Here is a 21,658-nt window from a genome sequence, read left to right on the forward strand (position 1 = left end):
ATGTCTGTAGAACGTGCCACTATGGCCTTTGCCGGATTTATGGTGATGTTGTCATTACTGTTAACCGCCACTGTCCATCACAATTTTGTATGGCTAACTCTGTTTGTTGGCGCTAACCTGTTTCAGAGTGCTTTTACCGGCTTTTGTCCTGCCAGCATGCTGATGCGTAAATTCGGTATGAAAACGGAGGCTGAACAGGCCAAGGCCCACTGAATAAGGAATGCAAGTGAAGATAATAACCCGTACCCAGCGCCAATTCCTGTGGCTGACCACTCTGCTGTTTGCTGTACTGCTGAGCCTCAGCGTTCGCGCCGAGCAGATGGTTCCCGAGGTGGCACTGACCAAGGTCGCCCAGGGCGCCATGCTGGTGGATGTCAGAACCCCGGAGGAATATGCAGAGGGACATCTGCCAGAGGCGGTTAATATCCCCTTTGAACAGATAGCCGAAGCCTTTGCCAAACAGGGCATTGCCAAGGACACCCCGGTAGTTGTTTACTGCCGTAGCGGTCGCCGCTCAGGTATTGCCAAAGAGTCGCTGGAAAAAGCCGGTTATCAGGAAGTCTACAATGGTGGCGGCTATGATAGCCTCAAGGCCAGCGCCGGCAACTAGCTGACCAGATAACCATTAAGTACTGCGCCACTCATGCAACCGGGCCCACTCAAGTGGGCCTTTTTACTAAGTGATCAGCACAAATAATTAACAAAAAGCCAAAAACCAAGATGACGTGCAAGTGTCAAATTTGCACACTCAGTCAAAAAGTCGCCTTTACCCCATACTAAAGTCTCCTTTTCGCAACGATTATTCTTCATAATAATTACTTATGTCAAATTAGAATAAGAGATATCATTAAATTTATAAATCAATCAATTACATCTTTCACGTATCTCAGGGATCAATCAAACCCCACATAGAGTCTTATTCAAACCCGGCAAAATTTCATGCACCCGCCACTGATACATTTAGTAACAGCAAACACCTATAGTGAATTTTTATTCACAAAAAGTGAAATACAATCAAGCCGAAATGGAACGCCATGCTGTTAACATTTGTTTTACATGACTTTTTCATAGCGGTAGATTGCAAATGGGTCATTTCAGTGAATGCTGAAGTGCCCGAGGACAATAAACCAAGATCTGTTACACGGAAGACAAGTATGAAAAAAATAACAAATAAACAGCTGGCCCTGAGTCTGTCCATGCTGGCCCTGGCAGTCTCTGCCGGTGTTCATGGCGCACCTTTCAAGCCTCAAGCCAATGATCTGTCACAGCAGTCGCCCCTGCCCAAGCGCTATATCGTTAAGTTCAAGGACAACAACGGCCTGCAAACCATGAGTGGCCAAAGCGAACTGAATCAGGTATTCGGCCAGCACAGAGCGCTTAACGGCGTTAAGGCTCGCGAAATGAAGCGCATTGGTCGCAGCCACAGCTACAGCGTCAAGTTGGATAACCCCGGACTCAAGGCGCTGCGTGCCCGCACCGATGTGGAGTATGTCGAAGAAGATATGCCCCGCCGCTTATTGAGTGAAACCACGCCCTGGGGTCAAACCTATGTCGGCGCGACTCAGTTGGCCGATAACCTCAGCGGTAATCGCACCATATGTATCATAGACTCCGGCTATGATCGTGCTCACCAGGATCTCAGTGGCAACAATGTCACAGGTACCAACAACTCGGGCACCGGAAACTGGTTCGAGCCGGGCAATAACAATGCCCACGGAACCCACGTTGCCGGCACCATAGCCGCCATCGCCAACAATGAAGGCGTGGTTGGGGTGATGCCGAATCAGAACGCCAATATCCATGTGATCAAGGTATTCAACGAGTCAGGTTGGGGTTACTCCTCTTCACTGGTATCCGCCGTGGATACCTGTGTCGACAATGGCGCCAATGTGGTCACCATGAGCCTGGGTGGCTCAGGATCCAGCACCACTGAGCGCAATGCCATGACCAACCACTTTAACAATGGCGTGCTCTTGATTGCTGCGGCCGGTAACGATGGCAACAACACCCACAGCTACCCGGCTTCCTATGATGCGGTAATGTCGGTGGCCTCGGTCGACAGCAACAAAGACCATTCGGCCTTCTCCCAGTACACCAATCAGGTCGAAATCTCCGGCCCGGGTGAAGCAATCCTCTCAACCGTGACTCGCGGCGAAGGACGTCTGGCTGATATTGTCATTGCCGGTCAGTCGCTGTTTGCCGAAGGGGTGGTGCCTCACAACCGCTTTGTACCATCGGGAAGCAACTATGTGCCCTCGCCCATCAGCGCCAGTGCCAGCGGCGAACTGGCCGAGTGTGACACCAGCGGCGGCAACTACAACTGCGGCAACATGACGGGCAAAGTCTGTTTGGTGCAGCGTTTGGAAAACCAAGGTGCCGGTTATCCCGAGATCAATGCGGTTCGCGCCTGTAACAACGCCGGTGCGGCAGCGACTATTGTCTACTCCAACAGCGATCTGCCCGGACTGCAAAACCCCTTCCTGGTGGACTCAAACACTGAATTGACCAAGGCTTCTGTGTCTGTAGACCGTGAAACCGGTCTGGCGCTGCGTAACCAAATCGGTCAGCAGGCCAGCGTATCCAACACCACTGGCGAAGACTATGAGTACTACAACGGTACTTCCATGGCGACGCCACACGTATCCGGCGTCGCAACTCTGGTATGGAGCTATCACACTGAGTGTAGTGCCGCCCAGGTGCGTCAGGCGCTGAAAGCCACCGCCGAAGATCTGGATGTCCCCGGTCGTGACGATCGCACCGGCTATGGTCTGGTCAATGCCGTGGCTGCCAAGGAATATCTGGATGCCTCCTGTAATGGCCCGAGCGATCCCGGCACACCAAGCGATGGTCAGTTGGAAAACGGTGTGGCAGTCAACAACCTTAGTGGTGCCAAAGACGATGAACTGCACTTCTTCCTCGATGTGCCTGCCGGCGCTTCCAACCTCAGCTTCAACCTGAGTGGCGGCACAGGTGATGCCGACCTTTACATGCAGTACGGCGCGGCTCCAACCACCAGCAGCTTTGATTGTCGCCCCTGGAAAGGCGGCAACACTGAAAGCTGTTCGGTCAACAGCCCTCAAGCCGGTACTTACTATGTGATGGTTCGCGGTTACAGCAGCTTCAGCGGTGCCAGCCTGGTGGCTAGCTACACAGGCTCAAGCAGCACCAATCCAGGTGGCGGCGCAGCGAGCTACACCAATGGTGATAATGCCAATATTCCCGACAACAACAGCACAGGCATTACCAGCCCCATCAGCGTCAGCCGCAGCGGTGATTCGGGTGTGGTCACTGTAGATGTCAGCATAGTGCACCCTTACATTGGCGATCTGCAGGTTGAACTGCACAGCCCCAATGGCCAGATTGCCGTGCTGCACGACAACACAGGCAAAGGCACCGACAATATCAACCAGAGCTATTCGGTCGATATGACAGGTGTCGAGTCCAGTGGTACCTGGCTGCTCAAGGCCGTCGACTCGGGTCGCCGTGACGTAGGCTACATCGACAGCTGGTCACTGCACTTTAAATAATCTCTCTTTCAAGGGGCCGCTACGGCCCCTTTTTCCTATCTCTATGGTTTCCCTTGGCTGAAGAGCTGCCGGACAGTTTGACGCGACTTTTTCAACCTTTTTGCAAGGCATTTGAAAAGTTTCTCGGTTATACTGGCGCCGCTTTTATAACACCAGCTACCAAGGCCCATTCATGACAGCTTCCGATTCCCCTCAAGCCAACAAAGATCCCCTGCACGGCTTGACCCTCAAGGCGATACTCACAGAGATGGTGGAGCAGTACGGCTTTGATGGCCTGGCACAAAGGATAAAAGTGCGCTGCTTCAGCCATGATCCCAGCATTAAATCGAGCCTGACCTTTTTGCGAAAGACCCAATGGGCCAGGGAAAAACTGGAACGCCTCTATCTGACCAGCAAGGGCTTGCCCATTCCGCCTCACCTGCTGGGCAGTTCAACCCCGGCCACAAGGCAAAAGCCAGCCAAACAAACCTGTGCCGACAAGCCTCAAACCAATGCCCATATCTGGGGTAAAAAGAGCGACTAGGCAGATACTGATACAACACGCAACCCGCTATATTTTTAACCAATTTTGCCTTAAAGCTGCTAAAGTTCTTCCCCTTGCAGCCGATAAGTCGTTATCGACTATCAGCACGAACAGATGCCGCCAAGGAGTTTAATGATGAACATTGCAGGCTTAGGTCAAATCGCCACTCAGGGAACCGGTCCCCGCAACCTGAGTGAAGTCACAGTGGCCGACAAAGACGCAGCCAAGGAAAGCGCTGCCACAAGTTCGGACAGCCAGGATAAAGTGAATATCTCTTCTGCCGGTCGCAAAGCACTGGCGGATGATATAGGTGGTCAGCTGTATAGGAACAATTCGGAGCAAACCTCAGAAGCGCAGAAAGCCGCCGAGGAAGATACCTCGGATATGTCTGAAATTGACAAGAAGATTAAAGAGCTGCAGGACAAGCTCAAGGAGTTGCAGCAGCAGCTACAGCAACTGAATGGTGATGATTCTGAAGCGGCCGAGATAGAGCGTAAGTTGCTGCAGGATCAGATTGCCGCCGTCAGTGGTCAGTTGGTCGCCCTGCTCAACGAGAAAGCCCGCCAGGACAAGAACGCCGCCACTGAGGGCTGATGCCGCTCAGATGGGCATGCTGAACACCAGGCGCCAGATCTCCAGCCCATCACCACTACGGTAACTGATCCCCAATCTGTCTATGCCAAGCACTGGCTTGGCAAGGGCCAGGGTGGCCCCCAGCTCAACACTGCCGGACACCAAGGTATCCTGGTTGAGATCGCCGGCAAACTGTAACTGGTCAAAATACCAATAACCCAAAGCAAACACCCTGGGCTGCATCTGTAACCCCTGCCAGGACCAGTGATAAGGCAAGCCGATATCCACTCCGGTTTGCAATACGGAAAAGCTCTGGCTGATGCTGAACGCCCGTTCACTGTAGGCGGCAAATTTCAGTCGGGTCACCCACAGAGAATCTGCCTGCCACAGCTCAAAATGACGTAAGCCACTGATGCCGGCTGCCATGATGGCGACATTACCGCCTTGGTCGAAATTACTGCCAAAACCGAGATCGCCATAGGCCTCCATGCGCCAGTTTTCATCCAGACGCCAACGCTTTTCAAAGCCTGGGGTCACGGTCAGGGTACCAACACTGGAAGGCAATTCGAACTCACCGGCATCTTCAAGGCTATAGTTGAAAAAGCCTACAGAGATGGGCAGGCGCAGCAAGAACTCCGAGTCCTCACTCTGCTCCAGCGTAAAGTCCAGCGGTAAGCTGATGACGGTAGCATCCTGTTCGGACGCGCGATAGACCCCGCTGCCCAGATAGCTGCCAAAAGCATAGTGGGAGTTGTCCGGCGGCCGGGCGTGGCCGGGGGACTCTTGGGCAAGGATTGGGGCTGCAAGCAGCAAAAGCCCCAGGGAAGACACACTCAATAAACCAACTTGGGTTGATGCTTTCCCCGGTGACTTCATCTTTGCCGACTCAGTCCTGATGACCTTCGGTGAAATGATACTCAGACATCATATGGCCAAGCTCAGTAGACTTGGTCTTGAGGTAGGCTTCGTTGTAACGGTTTTTGCCCACCTGCAGCGGCACCCGCTCGACAACTTCCATGCCGACATCTTTCATCGCCTGCACCTTGCGCGGATTATTGGTCATCAACCTAACCTTGTGAACGCCAATTTTTTCCAGCATGGGCGCAATCATATCGTACTTGCGCATATCGGCCGGAAAGCCCAGACGCTCGTTGGCTTCCACTGTATTGGCGCCATCGTCCTGCAACTCGTAGGCTCGAATTTTGTTCAACAGCCCTATGCCACGACCTTCCTGACGCAGGTAGAGAATAAAGCCCTGACCGGCTTCGGCGACATTTTGCATCGCGGTCTGCAGTTGAAAGCCGCAGTCGCAGCGCAGGCTGAACAGGGCATCTCCGGTGAGACATTCCGAATGGATCCGTCCCAGCATGGGTTTATCGGCTTGGAGCTCACCAAAAGTCAGCGCCACGTGCTCTTTACCGGTTTCGGTATCCTCGAAACCATGCATGACAAACACCCCCCAAGGGGTTGGCAATTTGGCGGTGGCGATAAATTTAATAGACATGAATTAACCTTAACGACTGCTCTCATTCCCTGAGACGGTTAACATCCCTCAAAATCAAGATAATAGTGAAGCGTGCTCAGTACTCAGGCCGGTCATTTTATGCGTTTTTACCACCGACCGGAATACCCAAGTAAATTCATTGGTTATTATCTGCTGTCACGGCGGCAGTTAAAATGCCTTGGGTGCAAACCCGGTAACGGCAGTAATACCCATTTCTCTGCCCAGCGCTGTCATGGGATGCACAACGACCAAACCCCGGACAGACTTCTTGAGTTTGCCCATGTCGGCCTGTTCGGCTTTGGTGAGTTCGCGGCTAAAAGGCAGATCGCGAATAGACTGTCCCTGCTTGCCAAGCTGCCGACTCTGCTGGCCCTTGATGGCTGCAATCCGCTTGTTGACGGCGGCGATTTCCCGCTGAAACTGGGCAATGATAGGACCATCGCCACGTTGCTCTGCGGCGGCCAATTTACGGCGATACTGATCCAGCTTATCGTTGAGCTGTTGCAGCTCCTGCTTCAAATTCATTCTGTTACCTTACAAAATCCCGGCACCCTGAGAATGGACGGCCTGGTTGCCGTAAATGTGCCGGACAGAAGTATAACAGCAACTCAAGCCCAGGTGACGGGGTTTTTTAGCAGGGAAAAGCAATTGTGTTAACCAGTTTTCACTTTTGTACTTACTGAGGGTCGTTGAGCAGATGTATCACCTGGTTGGCCGAACCACGAAACTTCAGCGACGGATCCGCTTGCTCCTGCACGAATTTGCCATCCACCAACACATGAATAAGCCCGAGCAATTCCCGCTGCGCCGGACTGAGTTCATCGAGACGATAACCAGTCCAGAGCCAGACATCCTTTCCAGGGCATTCGTCCCGCACCCGCAGCAGTAAGGCCTTGATGGCGTCAAGATTGCCCGGAAACAGTGGGTCACCACCTGAAAGTGACAAGCCCCTTCTCGGGATCCGGCTGTCATTGAGATCGGCAATGATCCTGTCAGACATCGCCTGGTCGAAAGGATGCCCGGAGCGGGGATCCCAGGTTGACTGGTTATAACAACCCCGGCACTGATGTTCACAACCGGAGACAAACAGGGTTACCCGGGTGCCCGGTCCATTGACCACATCCACGGGGTAATACTGATGATAGTTCATAGCTATATCCACAAGGCGCCCCGAGGGGCGCCTATAAAACAGTTTGTCGTTAAAGGTGCTTAACCCGACGTTTGACCTCTTCCTGCTTGCCATGGTTGAAGGGTCTGGCATCCGGGCTGCCGAGATAACCGCAAACCCTGCGGGTCACAGACACCCGACTGGGCTCATGGTTGCCACACTTGGGGCAGGTAAAGCCCTTGCTGGTACAGATAAACTCACCTGTAAAACCACAGTCGTAACACTCATCTATTGGTGTGTTGGTTCCATAGTAAGGCACCCGGCTGTAGCTGTAGTCCCAGACATTCTCCAGCGCTTCTAGGTTGTGCTGCATATTCGGGTATTCGCCGTAGCAGATGAAACCACCATTGGCGAGCTCGGGATACGGCTGTTCGAAGTCGAGTTTGTCGTAAGGATTCACCTTCTTCTCCACATCCAGGTGGAAGCTGTTGGTGTAATAGCCCTTGTCGGTAACACCATCAACCAGGCCAAAGCTCTTGGCATCCAGCTTGGCAAAACGGCTGCACAGGCTCTCGCTCGGTGTACTGTAGAGGCTGAAACCATAACCGGTTTCCTCTTTCCAGCGCACTGTAGCCGCCTTGAGGTGAGCCACTATGGCAACTGCTTTCTGCCTCAATGTTTCATCGTCAAACACATGGGTGTCTGTACCATAGAGAGCATTGATTGTCTCATGCAGGCCTATATAGCCCAGAGAGATGGAAGCTCGGCCGTTTTTGAAGATTTCGGCAATGTTATCATCACCGCGCAGGCGCACTCCGCAAGCCCCTTCCATATAGAGAATGGGCGCCACTCTGGCCTTGACGTTGGCCAGACGTTCGATGCGGGTATCCAGCGCCTTGCGGGCCATCTCCAGCCTTTGATCCAAAATGCGATAAAACTCGGCTTCATCACCCTTGGCTTCCAGCGCCACCCTCGGCAAGTTCAGGCTGACTACGCCTAGGTTGTTGCGACCTTCATGCAGCAGCTCGCCGTTTTCCTCATAGGTGCCAAGGAAACTGCGACAACCCATAGGAGTCTTGAATGAGCCAGTAACCTTGACCACCTGCTCATAGTTGAGAATATCCGGATACATGCGGATGCTGGCACACTCGAGCGCCAACTGCTTGATGTCGTAGTTGCAGTCGCCGGCCTTATAGTTGATACCATCACGAATGGCAAACACCAACTTGGGGAAAACCGCTGTCTTGCGGTTCTTGCCAAGGCCTTCCATGCGGATCCGCAAAATAGACTCTTGGATCAGCCTCGACTCCCAGCTGGTACCCAAACCGAAACCGAAGGTAACAAAAGGCGTCTGACCATTGGCGGTATGCAGGGTATTGACCTCATATTCCAGCGACTGGAAGGCGTCGTGACACTCTTTCTTGGTCTGCTCTGTGGCAAACGCCTTGGCATCGGTAATCCCCCACTTGAGCGCAGTTTGATAATGCTTGTCGTAGCTCTTGGCCACAAAAGGGGCCAACACTTCATCTATGCGGTTGATTGTGGTGCCGCCATAAATATGGCTGGCGACCTGGGCGATGATCTGCGCGGTAACTGCGGTCGCAGTCGAGATGGATTTTGGTGTCTCAATCTCGGCATTGCCCATCTTAAACCCTTGGGTCAACATGCCACCGAGATCGATCAGCATACAGTTGAACATAGGGAAGAAAGGCGAATAGTCGAGATCGTGATAGTGGATCTCACCGGCCTCATGGGCGGCAACCACATCCTTGGGCAGGATATGATGTTTGGCATAATGTTTGGCGACAATACCGGCTAGGAGATCCCTCTGGGTGGGAATCACCTTGGAGTCTTTATTGGCATTTTCGTTGAGCAAGGTCGCGTTGCTCTGCTCGACCAGGCCGCGGATCTCCAGATTCAGTCGGCTGCTGGATTCACGGCAGATATCTCTGTCGTGACGATATTCAATGTAGCTACGGGCCACTTGTTTGTACGGCCCTTCCATCAACAGGTTTTCGACCCTGTCCTGCAACTCCTGGATATTGACCTCAGCCTTGTCGGTTACCGCCTGGGTGACCAGCGCTGCGACTGTGGCCGCATAGTCCACATCTTCTATACCGCAGTGGCTAGAGGCTGCCAGCACCGCATCCCTTATCCTTGTTTCATCGAACTGAGTACGGCACCCGTCCCGCTTAATCACTACCGGCATTTCTCTAATCTCCATGTTGTTTATTTAACACCATATATAGTGGTGTTTTATTAACCAAGCACAATATGTAGAGAATTAAGCGACAAATCGCTCTTCAATACCATGATCTGGATCATGGTATTGAAGAGGATGAACAACACTATGGGATTAGTGCCGACGAGCACAACTTGTGGAGATTTTTCCCTTGACCGAGACCCAAACGGCCGCTAGTCAGTACCTCTTTGCCAAGGCCAGATAACTATTGATTTGCCCACTGCCCTGCTGCTGGCTGCCTATGGCTGCTGCGGTGCGCATCAGAGCGCTGACACCACTGAGCCGGGATAACAGTTGAGGATCTTGCTGTGCGGAATCGGCCTTGGCCGCTAGCTTGTTGCTGTTGTTCTCTGCGCTCTCGGCAGTTTGGTTTTCTCCCTTGAGCACGGCGTCTAACTGAGCTGCCACCTTGTTGGCCGCCAAAGAGCTCGATGGGGTATACATCATCCCCATATTGCCCATCAGGCTGTCCGCCCCCTTGAGTGCATTGAGCAAAGGGCTTTGACTGGCCTGTTGTCTGAGCAAACCAATCTGGCCTTGAATAAACTCCTTGAGGCTGGCGTTATCCTTGGTATCAACTCCCATCAGGCCGCTGCCCTGCAATCTGGCCATCTGGCTTTCAGACAACAGCCCTTCGTCGCCGAGGCGCGCCAGCAGCTTGGGTAAATCGGCACTGCTGAACTGGCCTGAGCCGAAAAATTCCTTGGCCAACTCCTGCACCCGCGCGGCTCTTTTACCATCGTTGGAGAGGGATATGCTGTCCTGCCCTATGTTTGCCGAGGCAGAGCCCTGGCTCTTGCTGTCATTGACCGTTTCAGTGTCGACAACCGAGAGGCCGCTGCCGCTGGTAAGACGATTGTTGACGCCATAGGCATCGACCCCGGACAATCTGGGATCCACAGAGGAATGGATAGGCTGCATGTCAGTTTTCCGTCATATCGACGCCCAAGCGGTTGTTTTTAAGACAAGATTGTCAGAAAAATTGTCAAAAAATCGCCCTTGAAGCGCCTTGATGCTGATGATGTGCTGACTATGCAGGAAGTGTGCCCATACCAAGCACTAACAAAAAAGCGCCTGTTTCAGAGACGCCCCAACGCCGCATCAATCAGATGCGAGGCCTGCTGCACCGCCTTCTCACCGGCGGCAATGGCTTCACTGGCACGGTGAAACTCCATGGTGCCTATGTCAGACACCTTGGGCACGATACAGATATCCGGTGGGTCACCCATCAAGCGCGCGCGCTTGTGGCGCTGCTCCAGAATATCCATCGACTGTGACATCACAGCCAACATGCCGGGTTCGGCCTTATTGCCGAGGGAGAACTTGTCGGTCAGGCCGGAAATATAATCCTTGCCCTTGGCCAACAGATCCATAAAACCGTTCTCGGAGGAATGCCCCACCACTTTGTTCTGTAATGAGTGCTCTTCACTGTTGAGTGCCACCGGCAGTACCTGCAACTGTTCGCGCCTGTGACCATGCAGATCGACACCTATCACCAAACTGGCCCCCATGGCTCTGGCCACAGACACGGGAATGGGATTCACCACTGCGCCATCCACCAACCAACGATGGCCCTGACGCACCGGCGACATGATCCCTGGCATGGAGCAGGAAGCCCTGACGGCCTGGCGCAAGTCGCCCTGACGGAACCAGATCTCCTGCCCTGAGTAGAGGTCGGTCGACACCGCTGTAAAGGGATATTTGAGCTCCTCAATCAAGAGATCGCCGATGCGGTCCTGAATGGCATTGAACACCTTGTCACCACTGATGAGTCCGCCCCGGCCCCAACTGATATCCATCAATCCCAACACGTCCCAACTGGAAAAACTGCGCACCCAGTCTTCCAGTTCTTCGAGACGTTCATTGGCATAGGCAGCACCGACCAGGGCACCTATGGATGAACCTGCCACCTTGGCCGGATGCACCCCCATGGCGGCCAGACCTTTGAGTACTCCTATGTGGGCCCATCCTTTGGCGGCGCCACTTCCGAGGGCAATACCGATACAAGGGTTATGACTTTGCGCCATCCTTTCTCCTTAAAAAACTCCAAGCTATGCCATTCAGCCAAAGCAGCATACACCCGAAGCCGGAGCGGCTCCAGATTTTATCCGGCAGGCTTTCAGCCATGAGCTTGCGACCTTTTTAAGCAAAAGTCGCCGCTGTTTCGACACTCCTTTGACTAAATACATGCCCAGCGCCACAAAAGCCGTTATAATGTGCGGTCGTTTTTATTGAGGAGTTAACCTTTGCATTTTTCCGATTTTTCGCTGGATCAGCGTCTGCTGCAAACCCTTAAGCATATGGGTATCGACGAGCCTACCGAAATTCAGCGTGAAGCGATTCCCGTAGCGCTGGCCGGGAAAGACCTGATGGCCTCATCCAAGACGGGCTCGGGAAAGACCTTGGCCTTTTTGCTGCCGGCAATGCAAAGGGTGATCTCCACCAAGGCGCTCAGCAAGCGCGATCCCAGGGTATTGATACTCCTTCCGACCCGTGAGCTGGCCAACCAGGTTTACGCCCAGCTGCGTCTGTTGGTTGCCAATACCCAATATAGGGCCATCAGTGTGCTTGGCGGGGAAAACTTCAACGATCAGGCCAAGGCGCTGGCGCGGGATCCACACTTTATCGTCGCCACCCCGGGACGGATTGCCGACCACCTGTCACAACGCCATCTGTATCTGGAAGGGCTGGAACTGCTTATTCTTGACGAAGCCGACCGCATGTTGGATCTCGGCTTTGCCCCGCAACTCAAGGCAATCAACGACGCCGCCAACCATAGACGGCGTCAAACCCTGATGTTCTCGGCCACTCTGGAACATGAAGAGGTCAATGATATCGCCGCCACCTTGCTCAATGATCCACTGCACGTAGCCATTGGCGCCGCCAATGCCGAGCATCAGGACATACACCAGCGTATTTTCCTCTGTGACCATCTGGATCATAAAGAGGCGCTGCTGACTGAGCTGCTAAAGCGCGAGCAACAGCGCCAGGTGATCATCTTCACCGCCACCCGCCAGGATACCGACAGATTAGCCGAGAAGCTCAAGCAAGAAGGCTACAGCGCCGTGGCGCTCAGTGGTGAACTGCGCCAAAGCGCCCGCAACCAGATAATGGATCAGTTCAGCCGTGGCCAGCAGCAAATTCTGGTGACAACCGACGTCGCCTCCCGCGGTCTGGATCTGGTGAATGTGTCCTTGGTGGTCAACTTCGACATGCCCAAATTCGCCGAAGAATATGTCCACCGTATCGGCCGTACCGGCCGCGCCGGTGCCAAGGGCGACGCCCTGTCTCTGGTAGGTCCCAAGGACTGGTTCAACTTCAAGAAGCTGCAGAGCTTTCTCGGTCGCCGCTTCGAGCTCAGTACCCTTGAGGGGCTAGAACCCAAATTCAGTGGCTTGGCCGATCCCAAGCGCCAGAGCAGCAAACCCAAGAACGCCAAGGCCGGCAAGCCCAAGGGACGCAGCAAGACAGCGGCTAAACCGGGCAAGGCCAAGTCCGGCAGAGACAAGCGCTTTATTACCGGGGTGGATGTGGGCGATGCCCCTATGAGGCGTAAACCCGCTCCAGTAGATAACGGCGATGAAAGCGGCTCCGAGTCATAAGATTAACATTAGCCGCCGGTGCGGCATGCTAAACCAAAAGGAATACCATGAAAGTTTGTGCTGTTGAATTAAAAGGCGGCGAAGCCGTCATCTGTTTGCTGAGCGCCCAGGGTGACGTATTCAACGTCCCCGATTGCCGCCGTCACTCATTTACCTTGAGCAATCCTGCCAGCCAGGAAGCGATTAGGGAGTTCCAATTCGCCTTCAATAAGTTAATGGAAGACTATCAGGTCGAACACATAGTGATTATCGAACGCGAATACAAGGGTAAGTTGGCCGGCAGCTCTGCCAGTTTCAAGTTCGAGGCAGCCATTCAACTGGGTAAGTTGCCGGTAACAATGCTGACACCTCAAAGCATTAAAGAGCAGCTGAAACGCAATCCACCGCAAGTGGACTTCAGCGGCCTGGAGCTGAAAAAGTTCCAGCAAAACGCCTTTGACGCCGCGTACGCCTTCCAGCAGATGCGGATCTACAAGAAGGTCTGAGCCCTTGAGCGGTTTTGATTATCTGGCCCATTACAGCGACGAGATAAAACAGCAGGTTCAGCAGCTCAGGCAAGCGGGCAAGCTGGGAGAATACCTGCGAAAACGCCATCCTGAGTTGCACCAGATCCGCAGTGATAAAGCGCTTTGGGACTATACCCAGGCGCTGAAGCAAACTTATCTGCGTCAATCAAACCCGCTTGCCAAAGTGTGTTTCGACGACAAGATCAGCCTCAGCCATCAGGCGCTGGGGCTGCATACCTACGCCGCCCGTAAGCAAGGACACAAACTCAAGACCAAGAACGAAATCCGTATCTCCTCCCGCCTGAAACGGGCACCCGAAGCCTTCTTGCGTATGTTGGTGGTGCATGAGCTGGCGCACTTGAGGGAGAAAGAACACAACAAGGCCTTCTACAAACTGTGCACCTATATGGAGCCTGACTACCATCAGTTGGAGTTTGAGCTCAGGATCTACCTCAGCTTGCTGGACGCCAACCAAGACCCCTACCCAATGTAAGTGTTAGAGCTGCATTCAAAAAGCCACTTGGTTATAAAAGTGCGGCTCCTGGGCTTCCTGTAATATATCCAGTTGCTATCCAGCCGTTATTCGAAGCGGTTCCCGCCAAGGCCTACCCTCAAAAGACCCAAGCGTTATAAAATCAACCGCATATTGACTGATAATAGTTTTCATTTAAAATCAGCTTTAGTTTTTGGTATCAGCTTTTCAAACAGCCTTTCCAAAAGTTATCGTCAGTGCCCTTCTGACAGCTTCTTTTGACCGGCCTTGGCACAGATGAAAATACCGGCTAGATGTGGAGTGGTTTATGCCCAAGATAAGCAAGCATGTTTCCAAGATATGCCATAAACAGGCCAATAAAGCGCTGAAAAAGACGCTACCCGCGCTTGGCAAATCGAGCCGCAAACGCCTTGGCAAAGACTTGATTAGTGCATTAGAGCAGCAACTGCCCACAGAATTCTCCCGGCAAAAGAAACTCAAGAAGCCGCAAAAGAAACTGCTCAAGGCGGAACTGCAAAACCGTGCCGGCAGTTGGATTGCCGCCAATCAACCTTCTCTTGGGCAGCTTCACAGCCTAAAACCCCAGACCGGCAGCATGAGCTTTGCGCTGCGGCCCTTTAAGAAATCCCCCTGCGGCGGCTGCCCGGCACTCAAGGGCAAACTGTGCCGCTGCGCCCTTAAGTATCAGCAGCGGCTACAGCAAGCAGGCTAACGCCTTCCGCTTCAAGAACCGTCCCGGCCTGCAGGGTCCACTGTCAGTCGTCACTGATCAGATCGTCAAAACGTTTGTAGCCATGGAGGGAATCAAAGTCTTTTTCCTCCTTGGCCGCCTCACTGAGTGAGGCACTGAAGCCCACAGCCAATTCCAGATCGGAAATCGCCTGCTCTTCCGAACCCATGCGGGTAAAGGCGCAGGCCCGCTGATAAAGTGCATTGGCGTTCTCGGGATCCACTTCCAACACCCGGTTACAGATGCTCAAGGCCCAGTGATACTCGCCCATTTCCATGGCGGCATCGGCCTTGTAGGTTAAGGCCTCGAGATCGCCCGGACGTATTTTGAGGATATCGTTGTAGATCTCGATTCGCTGCTCCGGCGTCTGCGAATGTTGAGCACGGATCCACAGGTTGTGTATCTCGTTGATCCGTTCAATTTCCTTGTTGTTTTCAGTAATGATCCGGCTCTTGCGTTTCAGCTCACGTTCCATTTCCTGAAACTTTTTCTCATACTGGGCAGCAATCGCCTCCAGCTTCTCGTTGGCCATCTCCTGGGTTTTGTCTCGAATATCCTTGAGTGACTGCCAACCAACCAGAGCAATCAGTGACACCGCGGCAGCGATAAGATAGAAGAAGTAGGTCACAGTCACATTGGCATAGTTCATCGACTTGTCGGCCACCGCCAACTCTCGGTCGGTAATATCGACCGTGACCCGTTTTTCCAGCGACTGCATGTCTTGCCGTATCGACTTGAGCTCATCGAGCACATAGCGCTCCATCAAGGGCTTGTCGTAAATACTCTGCTCAGAATAGGGTTTTGGGGGCTCTTCGGCCGCCGTAACCGGCAACGCCAGGCTCATTAACACTAATACCAGTGCATGCCATAACTTCATTTTTCCTCCTGTTGCACTCAGGTTTTCTCCACACCCTAACAAATGGGCCTGGATGGGTAAAATTTGCTTATAAAAAAAGCCAGCGCCGTTGAGCGCTGGCTACTGCAAAACCAATAAGCGGATTTAACCGAGATCCATCATCATCTTGCGGGTACTGACCAATTGGCTGAACTCACGCATCTGCTCTTTGGAGAGTTGGCTGGCCATGGGGATATCCGCCTTCATTGGGTTGACCGGCCGACCATTAACATGAAATTCATAATGCAGATGCGGTCCGGTCGAGCGCCCGGTATTACCGGAAAGCGCAATAACCTGGCCACGGCTGACTCTCTGCCCCTTGTGCACCAAAGGTTTGGACAAGTGCAGATACCGGGTACGGTATTTGTTGCCGTGCTCTATCACTATATATTTACCGGCGAATCTGTGATTGGTTACCAGTGTCACCACACCGTCGCCCGGCGCCACGACCTTGGTGCCTATCGGCACGGCAAAGTCGGTGCCATTATGGGGTGAAACCCGCCCTGTGACCGGGTGACGGCGATTGGGGTTGAATGATGAGCTGATACGGTAACGTTTCTCCAGCGGGATCCGCTGAAACGCCCGCGCCAGGCTCTGACCTTTCTCATCATAGAAGTTGCCATCTGTGCTCTGAAAGGCGGTGATTTCATTGCGACCGTTTTGGATCCGTAATCCCAGCACCTGACTGACACCGGTCGACTCCCCTTCTATGTACTGATCATTCATCAGCACAGAAAAATGGTCACCGGCACGCAGATCCCGGGCAAAATTGAGCTTTTCTTTCAGCAGGCTCTCAATTTTTTGAATTTCGGCGGCGCTCAGGCCGACCCGCTGCGCCGAACGATAGAAAGACCCCTGGATTTCACCGCTGACAATCCGGTTTTGCCAGAAACCTTCGATGTTGATCTCTTCCACCCCATAGCCACCATCGTCGAAGCGCTTGAACAGCACCTGATGTGCGGCGTTGAAGTAGAGTTCCAGCTGGGTAAGATTGCCCTGCTCATCGAGCCAGAAACGGATCCTGTTACCCGGTTGCAGGGTATCGAGTGCCAAGATATCCAAATCGGCTTCCAACACCTTGTACATGGTTTGCTGGCCGACACCTGCCTTTTGGAACAATACGCTGAGGGTGTCACCACTTTGGATAACACGTTCAAAATCCGGGCCGGCGACTTCAACAACCGAAGGCTCAGTGCCGACTTGAGGCAGCAGAGCTTCAATATCCAGATGCAAGGGAATACGTTGTGGGGTGACTTCGTGAGCTCCGGGCCAAAGCAGTGCCGCACCCACCAACAAACCTGAGCTGAGCAGCAGCTTCTTGTGAAAAGCGGGTAAGGCCTGCAAACGCATAGGGATCATACTCAACCAGGATATTCTATCTGTCTGCAACTGTTGCCTCACCGAGTTCAAACTGAAAAACCAATAGCTGGATCCCCTGTTTTCAAGGGGCCAGCTGCAAACTTATATCAAAAAAAGTCCCTGAGACAAGTATTATTCGCCAAAACCCCATGATTACTGGGTGAATTTCGGAATTGACCGACAAAATTGCCCCATTTGCATCAAACTGTAACCAGGCGAATACTGCTGCCCAGCGCATGCTTGTTGATATCAATACGGCAGCTTATCTGCTCTTTCATCTCGGATACATGGGAGATAACCCCTATCATTCGGCCACTGGATTGCAGATCCATCAGGGTGCGAACCGCCAGCTCCAGCGAGTCCTGATCCAGGCTGCCAAAGCCTTCATCGATAAACAGGGTATCGAGCTTGATACCGCCGGCGTAGGCCTGCACCACATCAGAGAGCCCCAGCGCCAGCGACAAGGCCGCCATAAAGCTCTCACCACCACTGAGTGTGGCCACCGGACGCACCTTGGAGCTGTAAGCATCTTCCACCTCAAGCTCCAGACCGGAGGCTTTATTGCCCTTGGCCCTGTCCTCTTTGCGCAGCAAGCGGTAGCGGCCTTTGCTCATCAGCGCCAAACGGCGACTGGCCTCGAGCAGCACATCATCGAGCAAGACACTGAGCACAAAGCGCTGCAGACTCACCTTGCTATGACTGTTGCCATTAGCCACATCACTCAGTGTGCCGATAAGGGCGTATTCCTGCTCCAGCGCCTGAGCGGCTAACGCTTCTTTATTGAGCTGGGCTTCTGTACCTTTAAGGCTCTGCATTCGGTTGTTGAGCATCTGCCAGGCATCCTCCGCCTCGGCGAGTTGCTGCTGCTGTTGCCGCCAGAGGCTTTCAAGCTGCCGAAGCTCAGGCAGACTTTGTCCGGCGAGCCGCTCATCCATGGCTTTGAGCAGCGCCTGCAGCTCCGAGCGCTGAGTGCGCCAGGCCTCTATCTTCTCAGCCAATGCCTGCATCTGCGCTTCATCCAGCTGCGCCTGTTCCAATGCCTGACGGCCGGCAAATCCAGATTGTTTCAGGGCATCATCAAGCGTTTGTTGTGCTTTGATGGCAAACTGCTCGGCCCGGGCGTTGTCTTCACGGCTCGATGCCAATGCCTGCATCAGTGCCTTATGCTGGCTGACGGCCTCGGTATACTGTTGATTGATATCTTGTTGCTGCTGTTTGAGCTGTTGCCACTCACTCTGCTTTTGCTCAAGTTGCCGCGCCATCAGTTCAAGCGCCGCCTCGGCTGCCAAAGAATGATATTCATTGGGCAGAGCAGCAAGCGCCGCGTCTTTACGGGCACCTGCTAGACTCAACTGCTCTCTTAGCTGCTGCAACTGCTGTAATTGAGTCTCTCTGTGTTTGAGTCGCTGCTCCACTTGCTGCTCGGCCTGCTGCAATTGTTGCCTGCAGTTATTGAGGCGGGTTTGAGCCGCTTCGGCCTGTTGCAATTCATTGAGCAACTGCCTGCGCCGGGACACAAGCCTGTCTATTTCCATAGTGAGATCGGCTTTGGCATAAGAGTCGGCATCCATTGCGGCGTCAGCCTTAGCCTCTGTCGTAGCATCAGTCTTAACATCAACCATAACATCTGCTGCAGCACAGGCCTGTAGCTCAGCGCTCAAGCGCTGCAGTTCGAGCTGCAATTCCTCGGTTTGCCGCTTGATATTGCGATAATCGCTGCGGGCCGCCTCATGCCTTGCCGTGGCTTGCTGCTCGGCGTCTCTCGCTCGGTTGAGCTCGGTTTCACCCGGAATATCCTGCGCCATCTCGGCAGGCGCCGGATGATCCAAGCCGCCGCATACGGGGCAAGGTTGCCCAGGCTGCAGCTTAGCCGCCAGAATAGCCGCCTGCCCTGTATGCCAGGCCAGTTGCAACCTTTGATGTTCCGTTTCGGCGCTCTGTCTTTCGGCCTTGCATTGATGACCATGGGCTTCGGCCTGCAGCAGGCCAGCTTGGGCTTGCTGCCATTTTTGCTTAATGTGCCCGAGCTGCTCCGTCTTCTCCAGGCGAGTGTTCAACGCCGTCAGAGCCTGATGCAAAGGCCCTTGGCGCTCGGCGCTTGAGAATAGTTCGTTCGCCTCTGACCTGAGTCTTTGCTGTTGCTGCTGCAATTGTTCCAGCTCAGTGCGACTCTGCTGCTCTGCCCGCTCAAGACGCCCAAGCTCCCCGAGGCCAAGCTCATGCTCCTCGGTCAGTTGCTTAAGCTCGTTAATAGCCGGCTGCAGCTTGTCGAGTTGTTCAAGCTCCCGTCGCAGCCTATTGCCGTGCTCATCCAACTCGGCGAGTGTAGCTTTATCATCTGTAGCCTGTTTCAGACGCAGCTCAGCGCTCTGCAACTGCCTGGCATAGTCAGCTTCCTTGGCTTTAGCCTGCTGCCACTCCTGCTGGCGAAACTGCAACTCTTTGAGGCTTGGCAGCAACTTTTCAGCCTTGCGGGCATTCTCCAATGTCTGCTGATGCAGCTCGATTTCAGCACGCCGCTGCTCAAGCGCATCAAGCTGGGTTTGCAGCAGCTTGCGGCGCTCAAACTCGGCGGTTAACGCCTTGGCGTTATCGAGCGTCTTGGCACTCTGGGCCAAGGCATCGCTGGCTTTTTGTTTGTTACTTGTCGCTTCGGTCAAAGAGGGGGTCAGAGCGGCAATTTCTGCAGTCAACTGCTCGAGACTCTCGACACCGGCAGTTTCCAAAATCCCGGCGCGGCGTGATTGCAAGTCTCTGGCCTTTGCCTTGATTTCCAGCGCCTGCTGTTTGAGGCGCTCTTCAATGCGGCGGTAGATATGGGTTTGAAACAGCTGGCTGAAGATCTTTTCCCGCTCTTTGGAGTCCGCCAGCAAAAGCTCGCGGAACTTACCCTGGGGCAGCACCATCACCTGGCGAAACTGATCCACATCCAGGCCAGTCAACTCTTCGATGCAGGCGTTGGCATCCGTGACCTTGCTGGCCACCAGCAACTCTTCGGTGCCATCGGGCAACAGCCGCTTGAGTTCCGCCTCGCTCTTTTGCAGGGTAAAACCATCGCCGCGGCTTTTAGCTCTTTGCTGCTCGGGACAGCGGCGAATGCTGTAGCGTTTTTGCCCCAATTCAAAACTGAAATACAATTCGGTGAGCAGGCCGTCATCGGCATTATCGCAGCGCATCTGGCTGCCTTCCCGCTCGTTACCTGTGGTTTTGCCGTACAGGGCAAAACAGATGGCATCCAGAATCGTGGTCTTGCCCGCCCCTGTGGGGCCATTGATCAGAAACAGCGGCTTGTCGCCCAGCTCGGTAAAGTCGATGCGCTGACAATCGGCGAAGGGGCCGAAGGCGCGCATTTCCAAAATCAGTGGTCTCATTGTTCCTGCTCCCTGTGCAACTCTTCAATCAAACGGCTCATGGTCTGCTGCTGCGCCTCTGTCATGGCCTCACCCTGTACCTGACTGAAAAAATCGCTGAACATGTCGAGCTCGCCTTTTTTGATTCTGTCGCGGCCAATCTCCTGCCCCTGTTGCCGGGACATCAGGCCCGTGCGCTCCAGATGCAGCACATTGGGATAGACGCCGCGCAGCTTGCCCATGGGATCCAGCAGCGCCTGGGTATCGAGCAGGCGCACCATCAGGTAGTCCTCTCGCCCCGGGTCTTTTTCGCCCTGTTGCAGCAGTTCATCGAGCAGGCCTTCAATCACCCTCACATCCCGCCTGGGTTTTAGCGCTAGCAGGGTTATTTTTGGGGTATCACCTGCGCTCAGCTCCACCAGGGTCACGGATTTTTTCTGTTTGTGTTCACTGAAAGAGTATTTCAGCGGCGAGCCCGAGTAGCGCACGTGCTCGGCGCCCTTATATTGCGGGCCATGCAGATGCCCGAGCGCCGCGTAGTCAAAGCCGCGAAAGAGTGCAGGGTCGATTTTATCGGCGCCGCCGATACTCAAGGGCCGCTCGGATTCAGACTCACTGCCGCCATCGAGGAAGCAGTGGGCCACCACGACCTTGGGCAAGCCTTGGCTGTCGTGCGCCTGAACCTGCTCCAGCAAGCAGGCCATCGCCTGCTGGTGGCTGCCGGCATCCACCTCCAGCACATGCCTTACCTGCGCCGGCTCGGCATAGGGAATGGGATAGAAACAGGCATCGCCGTCACGGCCTTTGAGGATAAGCGGCTTAACTTGCGCTTGCAGCGGGCCGCTAATATAAAGGCCACTGGCGGCCATCTGCCGCGCCGCAAATCCGAGCCGCTCCTGACCGTCGTGATTGCCGGCTATCATGAGCACAGGAATTTGATGCTCATTGAGCAGGATATTGAGGAACTTATCCAGCAGGGCAACCGCGCTGGCAGGCGGGATCGAGCGGTCGTATATGTCACCGGCAACCACCAGGGCATCAACCTGATGCTCAGCGGCAAGCGCCACTATCTGCTCAAGCATATGAGCTTGCTCATCCAGCAGCGACTCGTTGTGCAGTTGCCGACCGATATGCCAGTCCGAGGTATGGATAAATTTCATTGGGCGCTAAAATTACAGGCGGATACGTGAGCCTTATGGTATGCAAAATCAATGCAATAGTATATGCGCCGGCCGAGGTTCTACGG

20 protein-coding genes are annotated in these 21,658 nt (G+C 53.9%); 9 read left to right on the plus strand and 11 right to left on the minus strand.

Features of this window, described 5'->3' with window-relative positions; genetic code table 11:
- From ACF8D4_RS09675 to ACF8D4_RS09695, 5 genes are all read left to right on the plus strand, one after another.
- Nucleotides 1–213, plus strand: coding sequence for a DUF2892 domain-containing protein (locus ACF8D4_RS09675; RefSeq protein ID WP_025011137.1), 213 nt, complete (start codon nt 1–3; stop codon nt 211–213).
- Nucleotides 214–289: 76 nt separating this feature from the next.
- Nucleotides 290–610: a rhodanese-like domain-containing protein gene (locus tag ACF8D4_RS09680; protein ID WP_223828987.1), complete on the plus strand. Its 321-nt coding sequence runs from the start codon at nt 290–292 to the stop codon at nt 608–610.
- 544 nt (nt 611–1,154) lie between these two features.
- Nucleotides 1,155–3,527 carry a S8 family serine peptidase gene (locus tag ACF8D4_RS09685; protein WP_028780784.1) on the plus strand — a complete coding sequence of 791 codons (2,373 nt, stop codon included), beginning with the start codon at nt 1,155–1,157 and terminating at the stop codon, nt 3,525–3,527.
- Nucleotides 3,528–3,699: 172 nt separating this feature from the next.
- The gene (locus ACF8D4_RS09690) at nt 3,700–4,050 is read left to right on the plus strand and encodes a VF530 family DNA-binding protein (RefSeq protein ID WP_044734725.1); all 351 of its coding nucleotides are present in this window, start codon (nt 3,700–3,702) and stop codon (nt 4,048–4,050) included.
- 132 nt (nt 4,051–4,182) lie between these two features.
- A complete protein-coding gene (locus ACF8D4_RS09695) occupies nt 4,183–4,644 on the plus strand; it encodes a hypothetical protein (RefSeq protein ID WP_025887169.1) in 462 nt (153 codons plus the stop codon).
- 6 nt (nt 4,645–4,650) lie between these two features.
- On the opposite strand, the gene ACF8D4_RS09700 is transcribed toward ACF8D4_RS09695, so the two are convergent.
- The 7 genes from ACF8D4_RS09700 to rssA all read right to left on the minus strand — a co-directional run bounded on the left by ACF8D4_RS09700 (nt 4,651) and on the right by rssA (nt 11,504).
- The gene (locus tag ACF8D4_RS09700; protein ID WP_037466902.1) at nt 4,651–5,499 is read right to left on the minus strand and encodes a hypothetical protein; all 849 of its coding nucleotides are present in this window, start codon (nt 5,497–5,499) and stop codon (nt 4,651–4,653) included.
- Between the two features lie 10 nt (nt 5,500–5,509).
- On the minus strand, nt 5,510–6,127 hold the full coding sequence (gene ribA / locus ACF8D4_RS09705) for a GTP cyclohydrolase II (protein WP_392468648.1): 618 nt from the start codon (nt 6,125–6,127) through the stop codon (nt 5,510–5,512).
- Between the two features lie 168 nt (nt 6,128–6,295).
- The gene (locus ACF8D4_RS09710) at nt 6,296–6,652 is read right to left on the minus strand and encodes a YibL family ribosome-associated protein (RefSeq protein ID WP_025011144.1); all 357 of its coding nucleotides are present in this window, start codon (nt 6,650–6,652) and stop codon (nt 6,296–6,298) included.
- Between the two features lie 151 nt (nt 6,653–6,803).
- Complete coding sequence (nrdG, locus tag ACF8D4_RS09715; RefSeq protein ID WP_025011145.1) at nt 6,804–7,277, minus strand: anaerobic ribonucleoside-triphosphate reductase-activating protein; 474 nt, start codon at nt 7,275–7,277, stop codon at nt 6,804–6,806.
- 49 nt (nt 7,278–7,326) lie between these two features.
- Nucleotides 7,327–9,444: an anaerobic ribonucleoside-triphosphate reductase gene (nrdD, locus tag ACF8D4_RS09720; RefSeq protein ID WP_392468651.1), complete on the minus strand. Its 2,118-nt coding sequence runs from the start codon at nt 9,442–9,444 to the stop codon at nt 7,327–7,329.
- Nucleotides 9,445–9,654: 210 nt separating this feature from the next.
- Nucleotides 9,655–10,398: a hypothetical protein gene (locus ACF8D4_RS09725; RefSeq protein ID WP_025887166.1), complete on the minus strand. Its 744-nt coding sequence runs from the start codon at nt 10,396–10,398 to the stop codon at nt 9,655–9,657.
- A gap of 158 nt (nt 10,399–10,556) precedes the next feature.
- Nucleotides 10,557–11,504: a patatin-like phospholipase RssA gene (rssA, locus tag ACF8D4_RS09730; RefSeq protein ID WP_044734731.1), complete on the minus strand. Its 948-nt coding sequence runs from the start codon at nt 11,502–11,504 to the stop codon at nt 10,557–10,559.
- 219 nt (nt 11,505–11,723) lie between these two features.
- Between rssA and ACF8D4_RS09735 the strand changes: the two genes are divergently transcribed.
- The 4 genes from ACF8D4_RS09735 to ACF8D4_RS09750 all read left to right on the plus strand — a co-directional run bounded on the left by ACF8D4_RS09735 (nt 11,724) and on the right by ACF8D4_RS09750 (nt 14,790).
- The gene (locus tag ACF8D4_RS09735) at nt 11,724–13,079 is read left to right on the plus strand and encodes a DEAD/DEAH box helicase (RefSeq protein WP_107110610.1); all 1,356 of its coding nucleotides are present in this window, start codon (nt 11,724–11,726) and stop codon (nt 13,077–13,079) included.
- 47 nt (nt 13,080–13,126) lie between these two features.
- Nucleotides 13,127–13,564 carry a DUF3010 family protein gene (locus ACF8D4_RS09740; RefSeq protein ID WP_025887164.1) on the plus strand — a complete coding sequence of 146 codons (438 nt, stop codon included), beginning with the start codon at nt 13,127–13,129 and terminating at the stop codon, nt 13,562–13,564.
- Nucleotides 13,565–13,568: 4 nt separating this feature from the next.
- The gene (locus ACF8D4_RS09745) at nt 13,569–14,078 is read left to right on the plus strand and encodes a M48 family metallopeptidase (RefSeq protein ID WP_025887163.1); all 510 of its coding nucleotides are present in this window, start codon (nt 13,569–13,571) and stop codon (nt 14,076–14,078) included.
- A gap of 307 nt (nt 14,079–14,385) precedes the next feature.
- Entirely contained in the window at nt 14,386–14,790 is a 405-nt protein-coding gene (locus ACF8D4_RS09750) for a hypothetical protein (RefSeq protein WP_144128721.1), read from the plus strand.
- Between the two features lie 43 nt (nt 14,791–14,833).
- Here the strand turns inward: ACF8D4_RS09750 and ACF8D4_RS09755 are convergent, their stop codons facing one another.
- The 4 genes from ACF8D4_RS09755 to ACF8D4_RS09770 form a co-directional block, all read right to left on the minus strand.
- A complete protein-coding gene (locus tag ACF8D4_RS09755; RefSeq protein WP_144132288.1) occupies nt 14,834–15,685 on the minus strand; it encodes a TPR end-of-group domain-containing protein in 852 nt (283 codons plus the stop codon).
- A gap of 123 nt (nt 15,686–15,808) precedes the next feature.
- Nucleotides 15,809–17,092, minus strand: coding sequence for a peptidoglycan DD-metalloendopeptidase family protein (locus ACF8D4_RS09760; RefSeq protein ID WP_370628849.1), 1,284 nt, complete (start codon nt 17,090–17,092; stop codon nt 15,809–15,811).
- 170 nt (nt 17,093–17,262) lie between these two features.
- Nucleotides 17,263–20,433: an AAA family ATPase gene (locus tag ACF8D4_RS09765; RefSeq protein ID WP_345855317.1), complete on the minus strand. Its 3,171-nt coding sequence runs from the start codon at nt 20,431–20,433 to the stop codon at nt 17,263–17,265.
- Nucleotides 20,430–21,572: an exonuclease SbcCD subunit D gene (locus ACF8D4_RS09770; RefSeq protein WP_045282681.1), complete on the minus strand. Its 1,143-nt coding sequence runs from the start codon at nt 21,570–21,572 to the stop codon at nt 20,430–20,432. Before ACF8D4_RS09770 ends, ACF8D4_RS09765 begins: the two co-directional genes overlap by 4 nt.
- Nucleotides 21,573–21,658 lie beyond the last annotated feature (86 nt).

The sequence above is a fragment of the Shewanella sp. YQ_9 genome, from assembly GCF_043103185.1.
In the GTDB taxonomy this organism is placed as follows: Bacteria; Pseudomonadota; Gammaproteobacteria; order Enterobacterales; family Shewanellaceae; genus Shewanella; species Shewanella algae.

What these genes read in the sequence shown, in the direction of transcription:
- ACF8D4_RS09740 (WP_025887164.1), top strand. Translation starts at nt 13,127, where the DNA reads ATGAAAGTTTGTGCTGTTGAATTAAAAGGCGGCGAAGCCGTCATCTGT.
- ACF8D4_RS09710 (WP_025011144.1), bottom strand. Translation starts at nt 6,652, where the DNA reads ATGAATTTGAAGCAGGAGCTGCAACAGCTCAACGATAAGCTGGATCAG.
- nrdG (WP_025011145.1), bottom strand. Translation starts at nt 7,277, where the DNA reads ATGAACTATCATCAGTATTACCCCGTGGATGTGGTCAATGGACCGGGC.
- ACF8D4_RS09695 (WP_025887169.1), top strand. Translation starts at nt 4,183, where the DNA reads ATGATGAACATTGCAGGCTTAGGTCAAATCGCCACTCAGGGAACCGGT.
- ACF8D4_RS09700 (WP_037466902.1), bottom strand. Translation starts at nt 5,499, where the DNA reads ATGAAGTCACCGGGGAAAGCATCAACCCAAGTTGGTTTATTGAGTGTG.
- ACF8D4_RS09765 (WP_345855317.1), bottom strand. Translation starts at nt 20,433, where the DNA reads ATGAGACCACTGATTTTGGAAATGCGCGCCTTCGGCCCCTTCGCCGAT.
- ACF8D4_RS09690 (WP_044734725.1), top strand. Translation starts at nt 3,700, where the DNA reads ATGACAGCTTCCGATTCCCCTCAAGCCAACAAAGATCCCCTGCACGGC.
- ribA (WP_392468648.1), bottom strand. Translation starts at nt 6,127, where the DNA reads ATGTCTATTAAATTTATCGCCACCGCCAAATTGCCAACCCCTTGGGGG.
- rssA (WP_044734731.1), bottom strand. Translation starts at nt 11,504, where the DNA reads ATGGCGCAAAGTCATAACCCTTGTATCGGTATTGCCCTCGGAAGTGGC.
- ACF8D4_RS09770 (WP_045282681.1), bottom strand. Translation starts at nt 21,572, where the DNA reads ATGAAATTTATCCATACCTCGGACTGGCATATCGGTCGGCAACTGCAC.
- ACF8D4_RS09725 (WP_025887166.1), bottom strand. Translation starts at nt 10,398, where the DNA reads ATGCAGCCTATCCATTCCTCTGTGGATCCCAGATTGTCCGGGGTCGAT.
- ACF8D4_RS09685 (WP_028780784.1), top strand. Translation starts at nt 1,155, where the DNA reads ATGAAAAAAATAACAAATAAACAGCTGGCCCTGAGTCTGTCCATGCTG.
- ACF8D4_RS09750 (WP_144128721.1), top strand. Translation starts at nt 14,386, where the DNA reads ATGCCCAAGATAAGCAAGCATGTTTCCAAGATATGCCATAAACAGGCC.
- ACF8D4_RS09755 (WP_144132288.1), bottom strand. Translation starts at nt 15,685, where the DNA reads ATGAAGTTATGGCATGCACTGGTATTAGTGTTAATGAGCCTGGCGTTG.
- ACF8D4_RS09675 (WP_025011137.1), top strand. Translation starts at nt 1, where the DNA reads ATGTCTGTAGAACGTGCCACTATGGCCTTTGCCGGATTTATGGTGATG.
- nrdD (WP_392468651.1), bottom strand. Translation starts at nt 9,444, where the DNA reads ATGCCGGTAGTGATTAAGCGGGACGGGTGCCGTACTCAGTTCGATGAA.